Origin of the sequence: Bacillus sp. D7-8 (assembly GCF_052055895.1) — a bacterium.
GTDB classification, from domain to species: Bacteria; Bacillota; Bacilli; order Bacillales; family Bacillaceae; genus Bacillus; species Bacillus velezensis.
This window is the reverse complement of sequence record NZ_CP179922.1, coordinates 3231918-3250340: the sequence shown is the minus strand read 5'-3', so window position 1 is coordinate 3250340 and position 18423 is coordinate 3231918. Positions and strand designations below refer to the sequence as shown.

15 protein-coding genes and 1 other annotated feature (1 of these 16 cut by a window edge) are annotated in these 18423 nt (G+C 47.2%); of the genes, 12 read left to right on the top strand and 3 right to left on the bottom strand.

The genetic code is table 11. The features are described 5' to 3' along the window. Positions 1-52 (top strand) — a binding site (T-box leader) (it extends 188 nt beyond the left edge of the window). Positions 53-113: 61 nt separating this feature from the next. Further along, a complete protein-coding gene (locus ACKTRM_RS16000) occupies positions 114-1454 on the top strand; it encodes an amino acid permease (RefSeq protein ID WP_007407366.1) in 1341 nt (446 codons plus the stop codon). Between the two features lie 34 nt (positions 1455-1488). Here the strand turns inward: ACKTRM_RS16000 and ACKTRM_RS15995 are convergent, their stop codons facing one another. Continuing rightward, the gene (locus ACKTRM_RS15995) at positions 1489-2406 is read right to left on the bottom strand and encodes a DMT family transporter (protein WP_012118488.1); all 918 of its coding nucleotides are present in this window, start codon (positions 2404-2406) and stop codon (positions 1489-1491) included. A gap of 97 nt (positions 2407-2503) precedes the next feature. Between ACKTRM_RS15995 and ACKTRM_RS15990 the strand changes: the two genes are divergently transcribed. Next, positions 2504-3382 (top strand): LysR family transcriptional regulator, encoded by an 879-nt coding sequence (locus ACKTRM_RS15990; RefSeq protein ID WP_012118487.1) that lies wholly within the window; start codon positions 2504-2506, stop codon positions 3380-3382. Between the two features lie 33 nt (positions 3383-3415). Here the strand turns inward: ACKTRM_RS15990 and ACKTRM_RS15985 are convergent, their stop codons facing one another. Further along, positions 3416-3823: a hypothetical protein gene (locus ACKTRM_RS15985; RefSeq protein WP_003151600.1), complete on the bottom strand. Its 408-nt coding sequence runs from the start codon at positions 3821-3823 to the stop codon at positions 3416-3418. Positions 3824-4098: 275 nt separating this feature from the next. On the opposite strand from ACKTRM_RS15985, the gene ACKTRM_RS15980 reads away from it, so the two are divergent. Then, a complete protein-coding gene (locus ACKTRM_RS15980) occupies positions 4099-5106 on the top strand; it encodes an LLM class flavin-dependent oxidoreductase (RefSeq protein ID WP_007613877.1) in 1008 nt (335 codons plus the stop codon). Positions 5107-5141: 35 nt separating this feature from the next. Here the strand turns inward: ACKTRM_RS15980 and ACKTRM_RS15975 are convergent, their stop codons facing one another. Further along, entirely contained in the window at positions 5142-6230 is a 1089-nt protein-coding gene (locus ACKTRM_RS15975) for a GntR family transcriptional regulator (RefSeq protein WP_012118486.1), read from the bottom strand. Between the two features lie 256 nt (positions 6231-6486). On the opposite strand from ACKTRM_RS15975, the gene ACKTRM_RS15970 reads away from it, so the two are divergent. From ACKTRM_RS15970 to ACKTRM_RS15930, 9 genes are all read left to right on the top strand, one after another. Beyond that, positions 6487-7881 carry a sugar porter family MFS transporter gene (locus tag ACKTRM_RS15970; RefSeq protein ID WP_003151605.1) on the top strand — a complete coding sequence of 465 codons (1395 nt, stop codon included), beginning with the start codon at positions 6487-6489 and terminating at the stop codon, positions 7879-7881. A 264-nt stretch (positions 7882-8145) separates the two neighbouring features. Next, positions 8146-9180, top strand: coding sequence for a gapA transcriptional regulator CggR (cggR, locus tag ACKTRM_RS15965; RefSeq protein ID WP_003151607.1), 1035 nt, complete (start codon positions 8146-8148; stop codon positions 9178-9180). Between the two features lie 33 nt (positions 9181-9213). Continuing rightward, positions 9214-10221: a type I glyceraldehyde-3-phosphate dehydrogenase gene (gene gap, locus ACKTRM_RS15960; RefSeq protein ID WP_003151611.1), complete on the top strand. Its 1008-nt coding sequence runs from the start codon at positions 9214-9216 to the stop codon at positions 10219-10221. Between the two features lie 321 nt (positions 10222-10542). Continuing rightward, the gene (locus tag ACKTRM_RS15955) at positions 10543-11727 is read left to right on the top strand and encodes a phosphoglycerate kinase (RefSeq protein ID WP_012118485.1); all 1185 of its coding nucleotides are present in this window, start codon (positions 10543-10545) and stop codon (positions 11725-11727) included. Between the two features lie 25 nt (positions 11728-11752). After that, positions 11753-12514 (top strand): triose-phosphate isomerase, encoded by a 762-nt coding sequence (gene tpiA, locus ACKTRM_RS15950; protein WP_003151618.1) that lies wholly within the window; start codon positions 11753-11755, stop codon positions 12512-12514. Further along, positions 12507-14042 carry a 2,3-bisphosphoglycerate-independent phosphoglycerate mutase gene (gene gpmI, locus ACKTRM_RS15945; protein WP_012118484.1) on the top strand — a complete coding sequence of 512 codons (1536 nt, stop codon included), beginning with the start codon at positions 12507-12509 and terminating at the stop codon, positions 14040-14042. The genes tpiA and gpmI overlap by 8 nt, the downstream gene beginning before the upstream one ends. A 27-nt stretch (positions 14043-14069) precedes the next feature. Next, a complete protein-coding gene (eno, locus tag ACKTRM_RS15940) occupies positions 14070-15362 on the top strand; it encodes a phosphopyruvate hydratase (protein WP_007409956.1) in 1293 nt (430 codons plus the stop codon). Positions 15363-15530: 168 nt separating this feature from the next. Then, a complete protein-coding gene (locus tag ACKTRM_RS15935) occupies positions 15531-16811 on the top strand; it encodes a M28 family peptidase (protein WP_041482218.1) in 1281 nt (426 codons plus the stop codon). A 265-nt stretch (positions 16812-17076) separates the two neighbouring features. Continuing rightward, positions 17077-18411 carry a nucleotide sugar dehydrogenase gene (locus ACKTRM_RS15930; protein ID WP_440898456.1) on the top strand — a complete coding sequence of 445 codons (1335 nt, stop codon included), beginning with the start codon at positions 17077-17079 and terminating at the stop codon, positions 18409-18411. Positions 18412-18423: the final 12 nt, after the last annotated feature.

Sequence of the window (18423 nt, the reverse complement as noted above, 5' to 3'; positions counted from 1 at the left end):
TCGGGATCAACAAGAGTGGTACCGCGGCTGCCTGAGGCACGCCGTCTCTTTTCCCAAAGAGGCGGCGTGCTTTTTTATGTGATGAACACTTTTTGCGAGAGGGCGTGTGATAGATGGAAAAGGACAAGCAAACGTTAAAACGGACGATGTCGTCCAGACACATTATGATGATGGCGCTTGGAGGCGCAATCGGGGCCGGGCTCTTTAAAGGCAGCAGCACGGCGATTGATGAAGCGGGGCCGTCCGTGCTGCTGGCCTACCTCCTCGGCGGAATCATTCTGCTGTTTATTATGCAGGGGCTGGCCGAAATGGCTGTCAGAAACAAACATGCAAGGACGTTCCGTGATTTGGTTCAGCAGTCTCTCGGGTCGTACGCTGCATACTTTTTAGACTGGATCTATTGGAAAATGTGGGTGCTCAATATTGCCGCTGAGGCGGTCGTAGCCGCCATTTTCATTCAATATTGGCTGCCGGAATGTCCGATATGGATATTGGCTTTGATCATTTCCATTGTGGTGACGGTCGTAAACATGCTTTCTGTGAAACTGTTTGCCGAGACGGAGTACTGGCTCGCGCTCATTAAAATTACAGTGATTGTCATCTTTATTTTATGCGGGATTCTGCTATTATTTTTCTCATTCGGCAATCACACGGCGCCGGGGCTGTCTCATTTAACGGATCACGGAGGGTTTTTCCCGCATGGAGCGGGGGGTGTCATTACGGCGATGCTCGTCGTGATCTACTCATACGGCGGAACGGAAATCATCGGCGTCACGCTGGCGGAGACAAAAAACCCCGAAAAGGTGATCCCGAAAGCTGTCCGAAGCACGTTAACGCGGATTGTCGCTTTTTACTTGCTGCCGTTTTTCATCATCGTCAGCCTGATTCCTTGGAATCAAGTTAACAGCGTTCCGGAAAGCCCGTTTGTCATAGTATTTAAGATGATCGGGATTCCGGGTGCCGACCATATTATGAATGCCGTCATTCTTCTTGCGATTATCTCGTCTATGAACTCGGGACTGTACGGATCATCCCGTGTCTTGTTTACGCAGGCTTCTGACGGTCGGCTGCCGAAAATCTTTTCAAAACTGTCGAAGAAAAAGGTTCCCGTCTATGCGATTCTGACTTGTACGTCATTTTTATATGTAGGCGTCCTGATTTCTTTATTCGCAGGAAGCCAGACGTTTAATTATTTGATGGGTTCCCTCGGCTATACCGTGCTGTTCATCTGGCTGATTATCGGATTCGCCCATTTGAAATCAAGAAAACATTCAACAGAACAGCCGGCTTATTACGTCAAATGGTTCCCGTACACGACATGGTTTGCGGTGCTTGCGCTTTTGGCCATCCTGATCGGCGTAATTGCGACGACATCCATCGTCATCACATGCATCACTGCGGCCATCTATCTCCTCATTACGGCTGCGTATCTCGTGAAAGGGAGACGACAATAAATAAAAAAACTCTTGCCCCGCGGCAAGAGTTTTTTTAATGAACGGCCTTTTTTTCTGCGGCCAGAGCAGGTGTTTTCAGTTTCTTTGGTGTTATATTCACAAAACAAATGCTTGTGACGATCAGAAGCAGTCCGGCTAAAAGGCTGACGGTCAGCGGCTCATGCAGGAATATCGAGCTGACGGTAATGGATATGAGCGGGATCAGGAAGGTGTAAGAGGCAACCTTGCTTGCTTCCCCTGAACCGACAAGCGTAAAAAAGGCGAGCCAGCCGAGCGCGATAACAAAAACTGAAATGAACAGAAGGCTGAGAATGAACGGAGCTTTCCATTGAATCGCTGAAAAGCTTTCTGAAAAATGGCCGGAGCTGACAAGCAGCACGCCGCCGATCAGAAGCTGCAGAGCGACCATCCAGATAGCGTCCGCGCGTCCGCCCGTTCTTTTCACATATACCGTGCCGAGCGCCCAGCTGACCGCGGAGCCTAAGGCCAAAAGAATGCCGGCGATAGAAATATGGCCTCCGAAACCGGCTGCGCTGATGACGGCGACACCGGCAAAGCCCAGAATAAGACCGGCTATTTTTAAAGGATACATCGATTCCCCGAGCCACAGCCAAGAAAAAACGCCCATTAACACCGGCTGGAAAAACACGATGGCTGAAAATAAGCCGGCAGGCAGGTAATTCAAGCCGACCGTTTGCAGGCCGTAAAATAAAGTAATATTTAAAATGGCAGAAATAAGATAGATCGGCCACGTTTCTTTAAAACGCAGCTTTTTAAAACGGGGCAGCGCCACCATTAATAATAGAAGTCCGCCGATCAGCGTGCGGATTCCGGCAAACAGAAGAGGCGGCGAATAGGCAAGCGCGGCCTTTGTCAGCGGCCAGTTAATTCCCCATACCGTGACTAGAAACGCCAGCATAAGAGCCGTCTGTATTTTCGAAAGCTGTTTCACGTCGTTCACTCCTTGTAGAACAATTCCATCATATGATACGGTAATCAGTAAGATAAATAAAATGAATCTTTTTTATAAGGAGCATAAGTAAAACGTTATGACGATTACACAACTGCGGGTTTTTGTTCAAATCGCTGAAACGGGAAGCTTTACAAAAGCGGGGCAGGCGCTGAATATGACGCAGCCCGCCGTCAGCCATGCCATTTCTGCGCTTGAGTCAGAGCTCGGCATCAAGCTGATCATCCGCGAGCGCCGCAACGGCGTAAGGCTCACGGACACGGGCGGAAAAATTCTCGTCCATATCAGAGAGGTGCTCAAAGGCATAGAAAAAGCCGAGCAGCTGGCGGCCGCGGAAAGAGGGCTTGAACAGGGAACGATTCACATCGGCACATTTCCGGCCGCTTCCGCTTATTTCATTCCAAAGCTGATCAGCGTGTTTAAAAAACGGTATCCGAAGCTTGAGCTGGTGCTTCATGAAGGAACGGTTAACGAAGTAAAGGAATGGCTCCGCTCCCGGGTAATAGATGTGGGTATCACTCTTTTTCCTACGGAAGACATGGAATATCTGCCGCTGAAAAAAGATAAAATGGCCGTCGTGCTTAGAAATGATCATCCGCTTTGCGGCTGTGAGTCAATCACTCTGAAAGATCTTGACCGCCAGCCGATGATCATCTGTGACGGAGGATACGAATCACCGTTTATTGATATGTTTAAGGAGGCAGGATCTGTGCTGACTGCCGCATTCACTGTTTACAACGTCAATACGTCCATCAGCATGATCAAAGAGGGGCTGGGAATTGCGATATTATCACAAATGTCTATGTCGGGTATATCGCTGCCGGAAAATGTCGTGACAAGGGAACTCAATCAGGCGGTGTACCGTGATGTTCTGCTTGCCGTTCCTTCTATAAAGGAGGCTTCATTGGCGGCAAAACTTTTTATTCAAATCGCACAGGAACTCACAAAGAACGAATAAAAAAAGACCCTAATAATCATAGGGCCCTGAATCTTATCGGTTAATTTTAAAAGAGTTTGTCGTATTGACAAGTTTTGAACCGCTGAACGTAGCTTTGACACGATAATAACCTGTCTTGCATCCTTTTAAAGAGAATGACTTAGTCACCCTTACTGAGAAAGAAAAGGTTGTTTTTTTACAAGTCGTCCATTTCTTTCCGGACTTTCGCTGTAAGTATAGGTTTCCTTTAAAAGTTCGATCTGACGGATACGCTGTACTGAGAGTAAAATCGACACTTTTCGCTTTTTTCGTGTAGTAGGAGGCATCGGTAAATCCGCTTACATTTAAATGCTGCTGAGTGCCGGAGTAAAAGTCTGCGGCATATGCCTTATCGGTGTTTCCTGTAAAGAAGATTGCTGCCAGTAAAGCTGTTGTGAGTGCCATTAAGATTTTTTTACGCATATAGACTATGACTTCCTTCCTATTCAATATCATACATATCTTAACATTATTGGGTCTGTTCTTTCAACGATAGATTTTCACTTTTATAGGATGAAAAGCTCATCATATCTGAATGTAATAGATTCATTCATAAAGAGTTCACTAGTGACGACCGCTGACTGATTGTTCGAAGATCATCGAATCAAATTGTTTAACTCACGGGAAAAGCTGTGGTAAGGTGTGTGGTAGAGACCTTGTTTAAGATCTGCTTACACTAAACCGCAAAGGAGAAAACGATGGCTGAACATACATTGAAAGATACTGCGTTTTCCGTATTGAATTTATCGCCGGTCGTACAGGGGGGAACGGTTGCTGAATCGTTCCGCAACAGCATGGATTTAGCGCGCCGCGCCGAGGAGTGGGGCTATAACCGCTATTGGCTTGCGGAGCATCATAATATAGAAGGAGTTGCCAGCTCGGCAACGGCGGTGCTGATCGGCCACATCGCCGGAGGCACGAAAAAAATCCGCGTCGGTTCTGGGGGTATTATGCTGCCGAATCATTCTTCACTTGTGATCGCGGAGCAATTCGGAACCCTTGAAACGTTGTATCCGGGGCGGATTGACCTGGGGCTCGGACGCGCGCCGGGGACCGACCAATTAACGGCGAGAGCCTTACGAAGAAACATAAACAGCGGGGAAGATTTTCCGGAGCAGCTTGAAGAATTGAGAAATTACTTCAAACCGTCCGGCAATGTGCGCAATCAAGTCCGCGCCATTCCGGGCGAAGGGCTGGACGTGCCGATCTGGCTTTTGGGCTCAAGCGGCTTCAGCGCGCGTCTTGCGGGAGAGCTCGGGCTTCCGTTCGCCTTTGCGGCTCACTTTTCACCGAAAAACACCGTGCCCGCCCTTGAGCTGTACCGCAGCTCCTTCCGTCCATCAGACGTACTGGATCAACCGTACGCGATGGTCGGCGTCACCGTCATTGCCGCCGATACGGACGAAAAGGCGGAGCATCTGGCAACATCGCATTATCAAAGATTTTTAGACCTCGTCCGCGGCACGCCGAACCAGCTGAAGCCTCCTGTTGAAGACATGGATCAAATCTGGTCGCCGTATGAAAAAGCGATGGTCAATGAACAGCTCAGCTCAACGATCGTCGGCGGACCGGAGCGTGTGAAGGAAAAGCTGGAAAGCTTCATCCGGACAACACAGGCGGATGAAATCATGGTGAATTCAGAAAGCTTTGAGCATGCTGACAGAATGAGATCATTTGAAATCATCGCCGAATTAAAAAACAGCTGAGCAAAAAAAGCAATGTGCCGCGCACATTGCTTTTTTTATTCGCCGATCCGCTTGACTGAATTCCGGATGACGAGTTCCGGTTCATACACGACGTCATCCTTCTTCGGTTTTTTATGCTCTAAGCAGTCGATGACGTATTTTGCCGCCGCTTTCCCCATAATGGATTTCGGATGCTTGACAGAGGTGAGCTTCACCTCGGAAATCTGGGCGAAATGTGAATCGTCATAGCCCATGACCGATACGTCATCAGGCACCTTTAACCCGAATTCCCTGAGAAGATTAATCGTCTTCAGCGCAATTTCGTCATTGTAGCAAAGAATGGCCGTCGGGTGTGATTCGCTGTTTTGCTCAAGGGTATGCTTAATTTTTTGGAGAAGCACGGTTTCTTTTTCTTCAGTTGTGTAGGTGACGATCATGTCCGGAGACGGGAAAATCCCGCGCTCCCGATGCGCCTGCAGATAGCCGTTCATCCGTTTGACGCCCTGCGTGTCATCCGCTTTAAAGATTCCCATAATGTGCGTGTGGCCGAGGGACATGACGTATTCGCAAGCCATCATGCCGCCTTTGACATCATTGACGGAAAAGCTTGGTGCGGCCAGCTCCGCATAAGAGGCGTTAATCATGGCAAACGGAATGCCGTTTTTCTCCAGATTGAGATAGTAGCCGATGTTGGGCGTCTGCAGCGCGCTTTTCGTAGGCTCGACAATCAGCCCGTCTATATTTTTGGACAGCAGGTTTTCAAGGCCGCGCCGCTCACTTTCTGTATTGTTGTTGGTGCTCGTCAGCAGCATGGAATAGCCCTGTTCGCTTAAATAAGATTCGATTCCCCTGATGATGCTCGGGAAAATATAGTCTGATATGTACGTTGTAATGACGCCGATCGTTTTGTTTGAATGCATGGCTGATTTCGCCGTGCGTGAAGCGACAAAGGTGCCCCCGCCCTGAACGCTGTACAGCAGCCCTTGCGAGACCAAATCTCCGATCGCCTTTCTGATGGTATGGCGGCTGACACCGAACTGCTGCATCAGCTCATTTTCCGTAGGCAGCTTTTCGTCCGGCTGTATTTTTCCTTGATTCAGCCATGAACAAATTTCTTCTTTTACTTGAGCATATTTCGGTAGCATATCAATTCCTCCAAAATGTATACGGACAAATTCCAGTATAACATAGTAAGCCCTTTCATCAAGCTGTAAAAATAATTGACAGATTATGAAAAACTGCTTATTCTTTATTTGTGCGTACTAATTTTCCTCATTTTTAGATAAAATTCTTCATAAGTACGTACAAATGTGGCGGTTCTGAAGAAAACAAAGCATCATCAAGCGCCGCACTTTGTTTTGTAAGCGTTTTTATTCTATTATTCGCGGGAGGGTAAAATTCATGAAGAATCACCCGGCACCAATTGGCTCAAATGTACCTGTCACTCGGCAGCATTCCAAGTGGTTTGTCATTCTCATCTCATGCGCGGCCGGACTGGGAGGGCTTTTGTACGGTTATGACACGGCGGTGATTTCCGGCGCTATCGGTTTCCTGAAAGATTTGTACCGCTTAAGTCCTTTTATGGAAGGGCTCGTGATTTCAAGCATTATGATCGGCGGTGTTTTCGGCGTCGGGATTTCCGGATTTTTGAGTGACCGTTTCGGACGGAGAAAGATTTTGATGGCAGCGGCGCTGTTGTTTGCGGTGTCAGCGGTTGTCTCTGCGCTTTCTCAAAGTGTGTCTTCCTTAGTGATCGCCAGAGTCATCGGCGGTCTGGGAATCGGCATGGGCTCCTCGCTTTCTGTCACGTATATTACCGAAGCCGCTCCGCCGGCCATACGCGGCAGTCTGTCTTCACTGTATCAGCTGTTTACGATATTAGGGATATCCGGCACTTATTTTATTAACCTTGCCGTCCAGCAGTCCGGCTCGTATGAATGGGGAGTGCACACCGGCTGGCGGTGGATGCTCGCTTACGGCATGATTCCGTCCGTCATCTTTTTTATCGTGCTGCTTATCGTGCCGGAAAGTCCGCGCTGGCTTGCGAAAGCGGGGCGCCGGAATGAAGCCCTCGCCGTGCTGACGCGCATTAACGGCGAGCAGACCGCGAAAGAAGAAATCAAACAAATCGAAACGTCTTTACAATTAGAAAAAATGGGTTCATTGTCTCAGCTGTTTAAGCCGGGGCTGAGAAAAGCGCTTGTGATCGGGATTCTGCTGGCTTTATTCAATCAGGTCATCGGCATGAACGCAATTACGTATTACGGGCCGGAAATTTTCAAAATGATGGGCTTCGGACAGAATGCGGGGTTTATCACGACATGCATCGTCGGTGTCGTTGAAGTGATTTTCACCATTATCGCGGTTCTTTTAGTCGATAAGGTAGGCCGGAAAAAACTGATGGGGGTCGGATCTGCCTTTATGGCGCTGTTCATGATCTTAATCGGGGCATCCTTTTATTTTCAGCTGGCGAGCGGTCCGGCTTTAGTCGTCATCATATTGGGATTCGTCGCCGCTTTCTGCGTATCAGTCGGGCCGATTACATGGATCATGATTTCGGAAATCTTTCCGAACCACCTCCGCGCACGCGCCGCCGGTATTGCGACGATATTCTTATGGGGGGCGAACTGGGCGATCGGCCAGTTCGTGCCGATGATGATCAGCGGGTTAGGGCTTGCGTACACCTTCTGGATATTCGCCGTCATTAATATTCTCTGTTTCTTGTTTGTCGTGACGATCTGCCCTGAGACGAAAAATAAATCATTAGAAGAAATAGAAAAACTCTGGATAAAATGAAAGCGTTTTACGACAAAAGTCCGCTCCGGCGGGCTTTTGTCTGTCACCTTCATTCCGTTTCTGTATATAATGACTGTATCAAGGAGATACTGGTAAATCCTGCGAAGAATGTCGAGGAATTGACCTTTAACAGTTGAATTAACAATGTCATCCTGTTAAAATAATTAAAGAAAGCAGACATAATTTTTTTTGGCTATGATGGGACGTTTTTTGTCATAGCGGGACATTTTCTGTCCAGTATGAATAGGAAGGAACGTTTGAGTCATGAACCAGTTAATACAAGCTCAAAAAAAATTATTGCCTGATCTTTTGCTTGTGATGCAGAAAAGATTTGAAATCTTGCAGTATATCAGGCTTACCGAACCGATCGGCCGCAGAAGTCTTGCAGCCAGTCTCGGATTGACCGAGCGCGTTCTCAGAAGCGAGGTTCAGTTTTTGAAAGAACAGAATCTCATCGATATTAAAACAAACGGCATGACAATGACGGAAGAGGGCTATTCACTGCTTTCGATTCTGGAAGATACGATGAAGGATGTTTTAGGGTTGACGCTTTTGGAAAAGACATTAAAAGAGCGGCTTAATCTGAAAGACGCCATTATCGTTTCCGGTGACAGCGACCAATCTCCTTGGGTCAAAAAAGAATTAGGGAGAGCGGCCGTTGCATGTATGAAAAAGAGATTTTCAGGCAAAAATATCGTCGCTGTAACCGGCGGTACGACAATTGAAGCCGTCGCCGATATGATGACGCCGGATTCAAAAAACCGCGAGCTCCTGTTTGTGCCCGCAAGAGGCGGTTTAGGCGAAGATGTGAAAAACCAGGCGAACACCATATGCGCGCATATGGCGGAAAAGGCTTCAGGCACTTATCGGCTTTTGTTCGTTCCCGGACAGCTGTCACAAGGCGCCTACTCATCTATTATTGAAGAACCTTCCGTAAAAGAGGTGCTTCACACGATTAAATCAGCGAGTATGCTCGTTCACGGAATCGGCGAAGCTAGAACAATGGCGGAGCGAAGAAACACGCCTTTGGAAGATTTGAAGAAAATAGATGACAATCATGCGGTGACAGAGGCATTCGGCTACTACTTTAATGCGGACGGAGAAGTCGTTCACAAGGTGCATTCAGTCGGAATGCAGCTTGATGACCTCGATGCCATTCCCGACATTATCGCGGTAGCGGGCGGATCATCAAAAGCAGAAGCAATAGAAGCTTATTTTAAAAAGCAGCGAAACACGGTTCTCGTCACGGACGAAGGAGCCGCAAAGAAGTTATTAAGGGATAACAGTCCCTCAATATAAATATCTCTCACTTATTTAAAGGAGGAAATAATCATGGCAGTAAAAGTCGGTATTAACGGTTTTGGTCGTATTGGACGTAACGTATTCCGCGCAGCATTAAACAATCCTGAAGTTGAGGTAGTAGCGGTTAACGATTTAACAGACGCTAACATGCTTGCTCATCTTTTACAATATGATTCCGTACACGGAAAATTAGATGCAGAAGTTAAAGTTGACGGCAGCAACCTTGTTGTTAACGGCAAAACAATCGAAGTTTCTGCTGAGCGCGATCCTGCGAAACTCAGCTGGGGCAAACAAGGCGTTGAAATCGTAGTTGAATCTACTGGTTTCTTCACAAAACGCGCAGACGCTGCGAAACACTTAGAAGCAGGCGCGAAAAAAGTTATCATCTCTGCACCTGCTAACGAAGAAGATATCACAATCGTTATGGGTGTTAACGAAGACAAATACGATGCAGCTAACCACCATGTTATCTCTAACGCATCTTGCACAACAAACTGCCTTGCGCCGTTTGCAAAAGTACTTAACGACAAATTCGGCATCAAACGCGGTATGATGACAACTGTTCACTCTTACACAAACGATCAGCAAATTCTTGATCTTCCGCACAAAGACTACCGTCGTGCGCGTGCAGCAGCTGAAAACATCATTCCTACATCAACTGGTGCTGCTAAAGCAGTTTCCCTTGTTCTTCCTGAACTGAAAGGCAAACTGAACGGCGGAGCTATGCGTGTGCCGACTCCAAACGTTTCTCTTGTTGACCTAGTTGCTGAACTGAACAAAGACGTAACGGCTGAAGACGTAAACGCAGCTCTTAAAGAAGCGGCTGAAGGCGATCTTAAAGGAATCCTTGGCTACAGCGAAGAGCCATTAGTATCCGGAGACTACAACGGCAATGCTAACTCTTCTACAATCGATGCTCTTTCTACAATGGTTATGGAAGGCAGCATGGTAAAAGTAATCTCTTGGTACGATAACGAAAGCGGCTACTCTAACCGCGTTGTTGACCTTGCAGCTTACATCGCAAAACAAGGTCTTTAATTCATAGCTCCCGGAAAGGGCCGGACTTGGTTCTTTCGGACAGAAACGCTATAATGAAAGCGGACAAGGGAAGGGGACGGACTCCCTTTCCCTTTTTCCATGAGAACCGGCTTTCAGAAAGCGCCGGATTGCTGCAGAACGTCCGCGTTTTGAAGTTTCCGCGGCACTTTCGTTTTCTGAGCCGCCTGCCCTGGCTCAGAAGACGATCTGCCCCGTGCCCGGAAGCTGCAATCTGCCCCGCGGCGGAAGCATCATGAGGCGGTTTCACGTTTCACGTTTTTCGTGCTATGCAAACCATTTTGAAGGAGGATCTCCTAAGGCATGAATAAAAAAACAGTAAAAGACATCGACGTAAAAGGCAAAGTCGTATTCTGCCGCGTTGACTTTAACGTTCCAATGAAAGACGGGGAAGTAACAGACGATACTCGTATCCGCGCTGCGCTTCCAACAATCAAACACCTTGCAGACCAAGGCGCGAAAGTCCTTCTTGCGAGCCACTTAGGCCGCCCGAAAGGCGAAGTGGTTGAGGAGCTTCGTTTAACTCCTGTCGCTGCACGCTTAGGCGAACTGCTCGGCAAAGAAGTGAAAAAAGCGGATGAAGCTTACGGCGATGCTGTAAAAGCACAAATTTCTGATATGAAGGACGGAGACGTTCTTGTATTGGAAAACGTACGTTTCTACCCTGGTGAAGAGAAAAACGATCCTGAGCTTGCTAAAGCATTTGCTGAGCTTGCGGATGTATATGTCAATGACGCATTCGGTGCTGCCCACCGTGCTCACGCATCTACAGCCGGAATTGCCGAGCATCTGCCGGCGGTTGCAGGATTCCTGATGGAAAAAGAGCTTGACGTTCTCGGCAAAGCCGTGACAAATCCTGAGCGCCCGTTTACGGCAATCATCGGCGGCGCGAAAGTAAAAGACAAAATCGGTGTAATCGAAAGTCTGCTTGATAAAGTGGACAACCTGATCATCGGCGGAGGTCTTGCTTACACATTCGTAAAAGCGCTTGGTTATGAAGTCGGTAAATCTCTTCTTGAAGAAGATAAAATCGAACTTGCAAAATCATTCATGGACCGCGCGAAAGAAAAAGGCGTTAAATTCTATATGCCGGAAGACGTTCTCGTTGCTGATGATTTCTCTAACGATGCAAACGTTCAAATCGTGCCGGTCTCTGAGATCCCAAGTGATTTAGAAGCGATCGACATCGGAACGAAAACCCGCGAAACGTATGCTGAAGTTATCAAAAACAGCAAACTTGTCGTATGGAACGGACCGATGGGCGTATTCGAAATCGACTTGTTCGCTCAAGGCACAAAAGCAGTGGCTGAAGCATTGGCAGAGGCAAACGATACATACTCTGTCATCGGCGGAGGAGACTCTGCGGCAGCCGTTGAAAAATTCGGCCTTGCTGACAAAATGAGCCATATCTCAACAGGCGGCGGCGCATCCCTTGAATTCATGGAAGGCAAAGAGCTTCCAGGTGTAGCTGCGCTGAACGATAAATAAAAACTGCTATAAGGAAGTGGAACAGATGAGAAAACCAATTATAGCCGGTAACTGGAAAATGAACAAAACACTCGGCGAAGCTGTCAGCTTCGTTGAAGAAGTGAAATCTTCCATTCCAGCAGCAGACAAAGCGGAAGCCGTTGTTTGCGCACCAGCTCTTTTCTTAGAAAAGCTGACTTCTGCTGTTAAAGGAACTGACCTGAAAGTCGGCGCCCAAAACATGCATTTTGAAGAAAACGGTGCGTTCACAGGTGAAATCAGCCCGGTCGCTCTGAAAGACCTTGGCGTGGATTACTGCGTCATCGGCCACTCTGAGCGCCGTGAAATGTTCGCTGAAACTGATGAAACAGTTAACAAAAAAGCGCATGCCGCTTTCAAACACGGCATTGTGCCGATCATTTGCGTAGGTGAAACGCTTGAAGAGCGCGAAGCCGGAAAAACAAATGATCTTGTTGCCGATCAAGTGAAAAAAGGTCTTGCGGGTCTTTCTGAAGAGCAAGTTGCTGCTTCTGTTATTGCGTACGAGCCAATCTGGGCAATCGGAACAGGCAAATCTTCTACAGCGAAAGATGCTAACGACGTCTGCGCGCATATCCGTAAAGTCGTTGCTGAAAGCTTCAGCCAGGAAACTGCTGACAAGCTCCGCATTCAATACGGCGGCAGCGTAAAACCTGCAAATATTAAAGAATATATGGCAGAGTCCGATATTGACGGTGCTTTGGTCGGCGGCGCAAGCCTTGAACCGCAGTCATTCGTTCAATTATTGGAGGAAGGTCAATATGAGTAAAAAACCAGCTGCACTCATCATTCTTGATGGGTTCGGATTACGCAATGAAACAGTCGGAAACGCAGTCGCACAAGCGAAAAAACCGAATTTCGACCGTTATTGGAACCAATACCCTCATCAGACGCTGACGGCATCAGGCGAAGCAGTCGGACTGCCTGAAGGACAGATGGGGAACTCTGAAGTCGGTCATTTGAATATCGGCGCAGGACGTATTGTGTACCAAAGCTTAACACGCGTGAACGTTGCCATCCGCGAAGGCGAATTCGAACGCAATCAAACGTTCCTTGACGCTATCAAAAACGCGAAAGACAACGACAAAGCGCTGCACCTGTTCGGCCTTCTTTCTGACGGAGGCGTACACAGTCATATCAATCATTTATTCGCGCTGCTGAAGCTTGCGAAAAGTGAAGGACTGACGAAGGTGTATATTCACGGTTTCCTCGACGGCCGCGATGTAGGTCCGCAAACGGCGAAAACTTACATTCAGCAGCTGAATGAGCAGGTCGAAGAAATCGGTGTCGGCGAAATCGCCAGCATTTCCGGACGCTACTACTCCATGGACCGCGACAAACGCTGGGACCGTGTGGAAAAAGCGTACCGCGCAATGGCTTACGGCGAAGGCCCGTCTTACCGCAGCGCGATGGATGTAGTCGACGATTCTTATGCGAACGGCATTCATGATGAATTCGTCATTCCGTCCGTCATCACAAAAGAAAACGGTGAACCCGTTGCGAAAATTCATGACGGCGATTCTGTGATTTTCTATAATTTCAGACCGGACCGCGCCATCCAGATTTCAAACACGTTTACCAACAAAGATTTCCGCGATTTCGACCGCGGTGAAAATCATCCGAAAAACCTGTATTTCGTCTGCCTGACTCACTTCAGTGAATCTGTTGACGGATATGTGGCTTTTAAACCGGTAAACCTTGACAATACGGTCGGTGAAGTATTGGCACAGCACGGGTTAAAACAGCTTCGCATTGCAGAAACTGAAAAGTATCCGCACGTTACGTTCTTTATGAGCGGCGGCCGCGAAGAAGAATTCCCGGGCGAAGAGCGCATCCTCATTAACTCGCCGAAGGTCGCGACATATGACTTGAAGCCTGAAATGAGCGCGTATGAAGTGAAGGATGCTCTTGTAAAAGAAATCGCGGCTGACAAGCACGACGCGATCATCCTGAACTTTGCAAACCCTGACATGGTCGGCCACTCCGGAATGGTCGAACCGACGATTAAAGCAATTGAAGCAGTGGACGAATGCTTAGGCGAAGTGGTTGACGCCATCATCGCTAAAGGCGGACATGCCATCATTACCGCTGATCACGGTAATGCGGACATTCTGATTACAGAAACAGGCGAACCGCACACTGCCCATACGACAAACCCAGTCCCTGTCATTGTGACGAAAGAAGGCGTGACGCTGCGCGAAGGCGGAATCCTAGGCGACCTCGCACCAACGTTATTAGACCTTCTCGGTGTTGAAAAACCGAAAGAAATGACCGGAACATCTTTAATTCAAAAATAAGCGTAAATCAAAAGGAGAGACAAACTCATGCCATACATTGTTGATGTTTATGCACGCGAAGTCCTTGACTCCCGCGGCAACCCAACAGTTGAAGTTGAAGTATATACAGAAACAGGAGCTTTCGGCCGCGCATTAGTGCCAAGCGGAGCTTCTACAGGTGAATACGAAGCGGTTGAGCTTCGTGACGGCGACAAAGACCGTTACCTTGGAAAAGGCGTGTTAACTGCTGTTAACAACGTAAACGAAATCATTTCTCCAGAGCTTCTCGGCTTTGACGTAACTGAACAAAACGCAATCGATCAGCTTTTAATCGAGCTTGACGGAACTGAAAACAAAGGCAAACTCGGTGCGAACGCAATCCTTGGCGTATCTATGGCTTGTGCGCGCGCAGCTGCTGATTTCTTACAGATTCCTCTTTACCAATACCTTGGAGGATTCAACTCAAAAACGCTTCCTGTACCGATGATGAACATCGTAAACGGCGGAGAGCATGCTGACAACAACGTAGACATTCAAGAATTCATGATCATGCCTGTAGGCGCGCCTAACTTCCGTGAAGCGCTTCGCATGGGCGCTCAAATCTTCCACAGCCTGAAATCAGTTCTTTCTGCTAAAGGAATGAACACAGCTGTAGGTGACGAAGGCGGATTCGCTCCGAACCTTGGTTCTAACGAAGAAGCGCTTCAAACAATCGTTGAAGCGATCGAAAAAGCCGGCTTCAAACCTGGCGAAGAAGTGAAACTTGCGATGGATGCTGCATCTTCTGAGTTCTACAACAAAGAAGACGGCAAATACCATCTGTCTGGCGAAGGCGTTGTGAAAACATCTGCTGAAATGGTTGACTGGTACGAAGAAATGGTTTCTAAATACCCAATCATCTCTATCGAAGACGGACTTGACGAGAACGACTGGGAAGGCCACAAACTTCTTACAGAGCGTCTTGGCAAAAAAGTTCAGCTTGTCGGTGACGACCTTTTCGTTACAAACACGAAAAAGCTTGCTGAAGGTATCAAAAACGGCGTAGGCAACTCTATCCTGATCAAAGTAAACCAAATCGGTACATTGACTGAAACATTCGATGCGATCGAAATGGCGAAACGCGCAGGCTACACTGCTGTTATCTCTCACCGTTCAGGTGAAACTGAAGACAGCACAATCGCTGACATCGCTGTGGCAACTAATGCAGGACAAATCAAAACAGGTGCTCCGTCCCGTACGGACCGTGTTGCGAAATACAACCAGCTTCTTCGCATCGAAGATCAGTTGGCTGAAACTGCTCAATACCACGGTATCAACTCTTTCTATAACTTGAATAAGTAATGGAATGGACGCCGGGAGATATTCTCCCGGCATTTTTTTATGCTCCCGGGCTTTTCCCTCCTTTTTCATCATCTTCATTTGGTCAATAATATTCATTTTCCCCCTTTTTAAAGGAATCAGTGTTCTTCAATCGAAAGGGAAGAGGTGTTAATAAGAGGAGGGATTATGATGAAATTTTCATTTATGTCAGCCGCGGTGGCAGCAAGCGTCATATGGGGCGCGTCTGCCGGGCCGCTGTCCGAAACTCATGCTTATTCAGCCGTGACCGCGCCGGTTTTTGATGCTGATGAGGCATTGGACACGATGCATGATCTGAGTGAAACCATCGGACCGCGGGAAACCGGAACTGCGAAAGAAAAGGAAGCGGCTGAATACATATCGAATCGCCTGCGGGCTCAGGGCGCCAGTGTCAAAGTACAGTCATTTCCATTGAAAAAGTACTTTTCAGGTTCAGTCACAGCGGGAGATCATGAATTCCCGCTCCGCTCCGCTGATCAATCCGCTGTTGAAAAAGAGCTGAGAATTGAGGGAGGGATTTTTGACGGCGGCTGCGGATCACGCGATGACGTAACAGGAGCCAAAGGAAAGATTGCAGTGATACGCGAAGGAAAGATCCCCGTTTCTCAAAAGATCAAACATGCCGAACAAGCGGGAGCCAAAGCAGTCATTATTTATAATCAGACAACAAAACCGCTCGCCGTCCGTCCGCATACCGATAAAGGAATCACGATACCGGCGGCGGGTATGAAAAAAGAAGACGGTGAAGCACTGCTGCAGGAAAAGCAGGCAGTCATTCAATTTAAAAACTATAAAAACCGCACCTCACAAAATATTATAGGAACGCGCAAAGCGCCACAGGCCAACTCTTCTGATGCTGATATTATTTATGTCACAGCGCATTATGACAGCGTAAAAGGCGCGCCCGGAGCGGATGATAACGCCTCAGGCACATCTGCCGTTCTGGAAATCAGCAAACAATTGACACACATACCGAAAGACAAAGAGATCCGCTTTATCCTGTTCGGTGCAGAAGAATTATGGTCTGCGGGTTCATCTTATTACGTCAGTACACTCACGAACAATGAAAGAAAGCACAGCCAGGCCAATTTTAATGCCGATATGATTGCGACTGACTGGGAAGAAGCGAGTCAAATGTGTGTCACGACTCCTGACGGCAAGGAAAACCCGAGCGTCCGGTATGCTGAAAAAGCCGCTGAAAAATCCCGCTTGGTCAAGCCAAACCTGATTCAGCTCGGTTACTCAGACCATGTCTCTTTTTATGAAGCAGGGATTCCGTCGGCTAACTGGATTTGGCTCAGCCCCGATACACAGGAGCCGGGGCCCTGGTATCACACCGAGAATGATAATATGAAACACATCAGCAAAGAAAGATTAGAGAAAGCGGGATCACTCGTTTCCGCGGCTGTAACTGAGGCAGTGAAAGAATAAAAAACAGGCTTCGGCCTGTTTTTTTATATTGTTTTCTGTATATTCTCTCAATTAAGGGAGATTTTCTCACTTGTTACCAGATATATACCATTTGACAGGATTTTATTTTACAAATAAAAGAAAAATAAATAGATAATACCTAATTTATAAAAGGATGTAAAACTCATTTATCAAATTTTAACTTTTGTTATAATTGCGATATCGATCGATATTTGTTTTAAATTGTAAAAAACAATACTCTTTTCTATCTATTAGGGGGCGAAAAATGAATACTGTCACAAAAGAAGCCAGCAACCTTGGTCAAAAACGGCTGTTACATCTGATTGAAACGAAGCAGGCGATTGTAGGCGTGTTAGGCACGGGATATGTGGGATTTCCTCTTGCGCTGGAATGTGTCGATAAAGGATACAATGTTATCGGATTCGACAAAAACAGTGAAAAGGTTTCCTTGTTAGCCGCCGGAAGCAGCCATATTCAAGATATAGAGGACGACAGACTGAACTCGGCTTTACAAACAAAACGCTTTCAAATCAGCGCCGACATGTCGCTCATCCAAAAATGCGACATCATTGTGATATGTGTGCCGACACCCCTGAACAAAAAAGACAAGATCCCCGATTTAACCTACATCGACAGTGCAGTTGACAGCATGATCGCTTATGGAAGGCAGCATCAGCTTTTAATTTTAGAAAGCACCACCTATCCCGGAACAACGAAAAAAAAGATTGCCGACAGAATGGCATCAAGCCGCGGCATGAAAATAGGAACAGACTTTTTTACGGCTTATTCTCCGGAAAGAATCGATCCGGGCAACAGGCAATATGAAGTTTCAGATATTCCTAAAGTAGTCGGCGGAACCACACAGACTTGCACAGAACTTGCCTCAGCGTTTTACAGCACCATTGTTACAAGCATTCACCCGGTGACCTCACCCGAAGTAGCTGAAACAGCTAAACTCCTAGAGAATACTTATCGTTATGTCAATATAGCTCTTATCAATGAAATGGCGCTTAATTGCCGTGAACTTGATATTGATATATGGGAAGTCATCTGCGCGGCGGACACGAAGCCGTTCGGCTTTCAAAAATTTATCCCGGGCCCCGGAGTCGGAGGCCATTGTATCCCGATTGATCCTTTTTACTTCAAATGGATCGCGAATGAAAAAGGGCTGCAGACAAAATTAATTGATCTCGCGGACGAAATCAATTCCAACATGCCGATTTCTGTCTCTGACTATGCTTTGAAACTGGCGGGCAAAGACAAATGCAGCATCTTAATAATAGGGGCAGCTTATAAAAAAAATACAAATGACCCGCGTGAATCCTCAGTGTTTACGATAATGGAAGAATTGATGGACAAGGGATGCGCGATTGATTATCATGATCCGTTTATCAGCGAGATCCGCTTGAATGACGGAAGCCGCAAACAATCTGTCCCTTTCACAAAAGAACAAATCAATCAGTACGACGTCATCATCATTCATACAGATCACGATGTCATCGACTACAGTATTTTGAAGGATGTCTCACCGATTATCTTTGACACAAGAAATGTATGCAAGGAAAAATCAGCCGACAATTGCAGAGTTGTCACTTTATAGGAGGGAACGGTC

Excerpts from the sequence above, each read along its gene's own strand:
- ACKTRM_RS16000 (WP_007407366.1), top strand. The coding sequence starts at position 114 with ATGGAAAAGGACAAGCAAACGTTAAAACGGACGATGTCGTCCAGACAC.
- ACKTRM_RS15990 (WP_012118487.1), top strand. The coding sequence starts at position 2,504 with ATGACGATTACACAACTGCGGGTTTTTGTTCAAATCGCTGAAACGGGA.
- ACKTRM_RS15985 (WP_003151600.1), bottom strand. The coding sequence starts at position 3,823 with ATGCGTAAAAAAATCTTAATGGCACTCACAACAGCTTTACTGGCAGCA.
- ACKTRM_RS15980 (WP_007613877.1), top strand. The coding sequence starts at position 4,099 with ATGGCTGAACATACATTGAAAGATACTGCGTTTTCCGTATTGAATTTA.
- ACKTRM_RS15975 (WP_012118486.1), bottom strand. The coding sequence starts at position 6,230 with ATGCTACCGAAATATGCTCAAGTAAAAGAAGAAATTTGTTCATGGCTG.
- ACKTRM_RS15970 (WP_003151605.1), top strand. The coding sequence starts at position 6,487 with ATGAAGAATCACCCGGCACCAATTGGCTCAAATGTACCTGTCACTCGG.
- cggR (WP_003151607.1), top strand. The coding sequence starts at position 8,146 with ATGAACCAGTTAATACAAGCTCAAAAAAAATTATTGCCTGATCTTTTG.
- gap (WP_003151611.1), top strand. The coding sequence starts at position 9,214 with ATGGCAGTAAAAGTCGGTATTAACGGTTTTGGTCGTATTGGACGTAAC.
- ACKTRM_RS15955 (WP_012118485.1), top strand. The coding sequence starts at position 10,543 with ATGAATAAAAAAACAGTAAAAGACATCGACGTAAAAGGCAAAGTCGTA.
- tpiA (WP_003151618.1), top strand. The coding sequence starts at position 11,753 with ATGAGAAAACCAATTATAGCCGGTAACTGGAAAATGAACAAAACACTC.
- gpmI (WP_012118484.1), top strand. The coding sequence starts at position 12,507 with ATGAGTAAAAAACCAGCTGCACTCATCATTCTTGATGGGTTCGGATTA.
- eno (WP_007409956.1), top strand. The coding sequence starts at position 14,070 with ATGCCATACATTGTTGATGTTTATGCACGCGAAGTCCTTGACTCCCGC.
- ACKTRM_RS15935 (WP_041482218.1), top strand. The coding sequence starts at position 15,531 with ATGAAATTTTCATTTATGTCAGCCGCGGTGGCAGCAAGCGTCATATGG.
- ACKTRM_RS15930 (WP_440898456.1), top strand. The coding sequence starts at position 17,077 with ATGAATACTGTCACAAAAGAAGCCAGCAACCTTGGTCAAAAACGGCTG.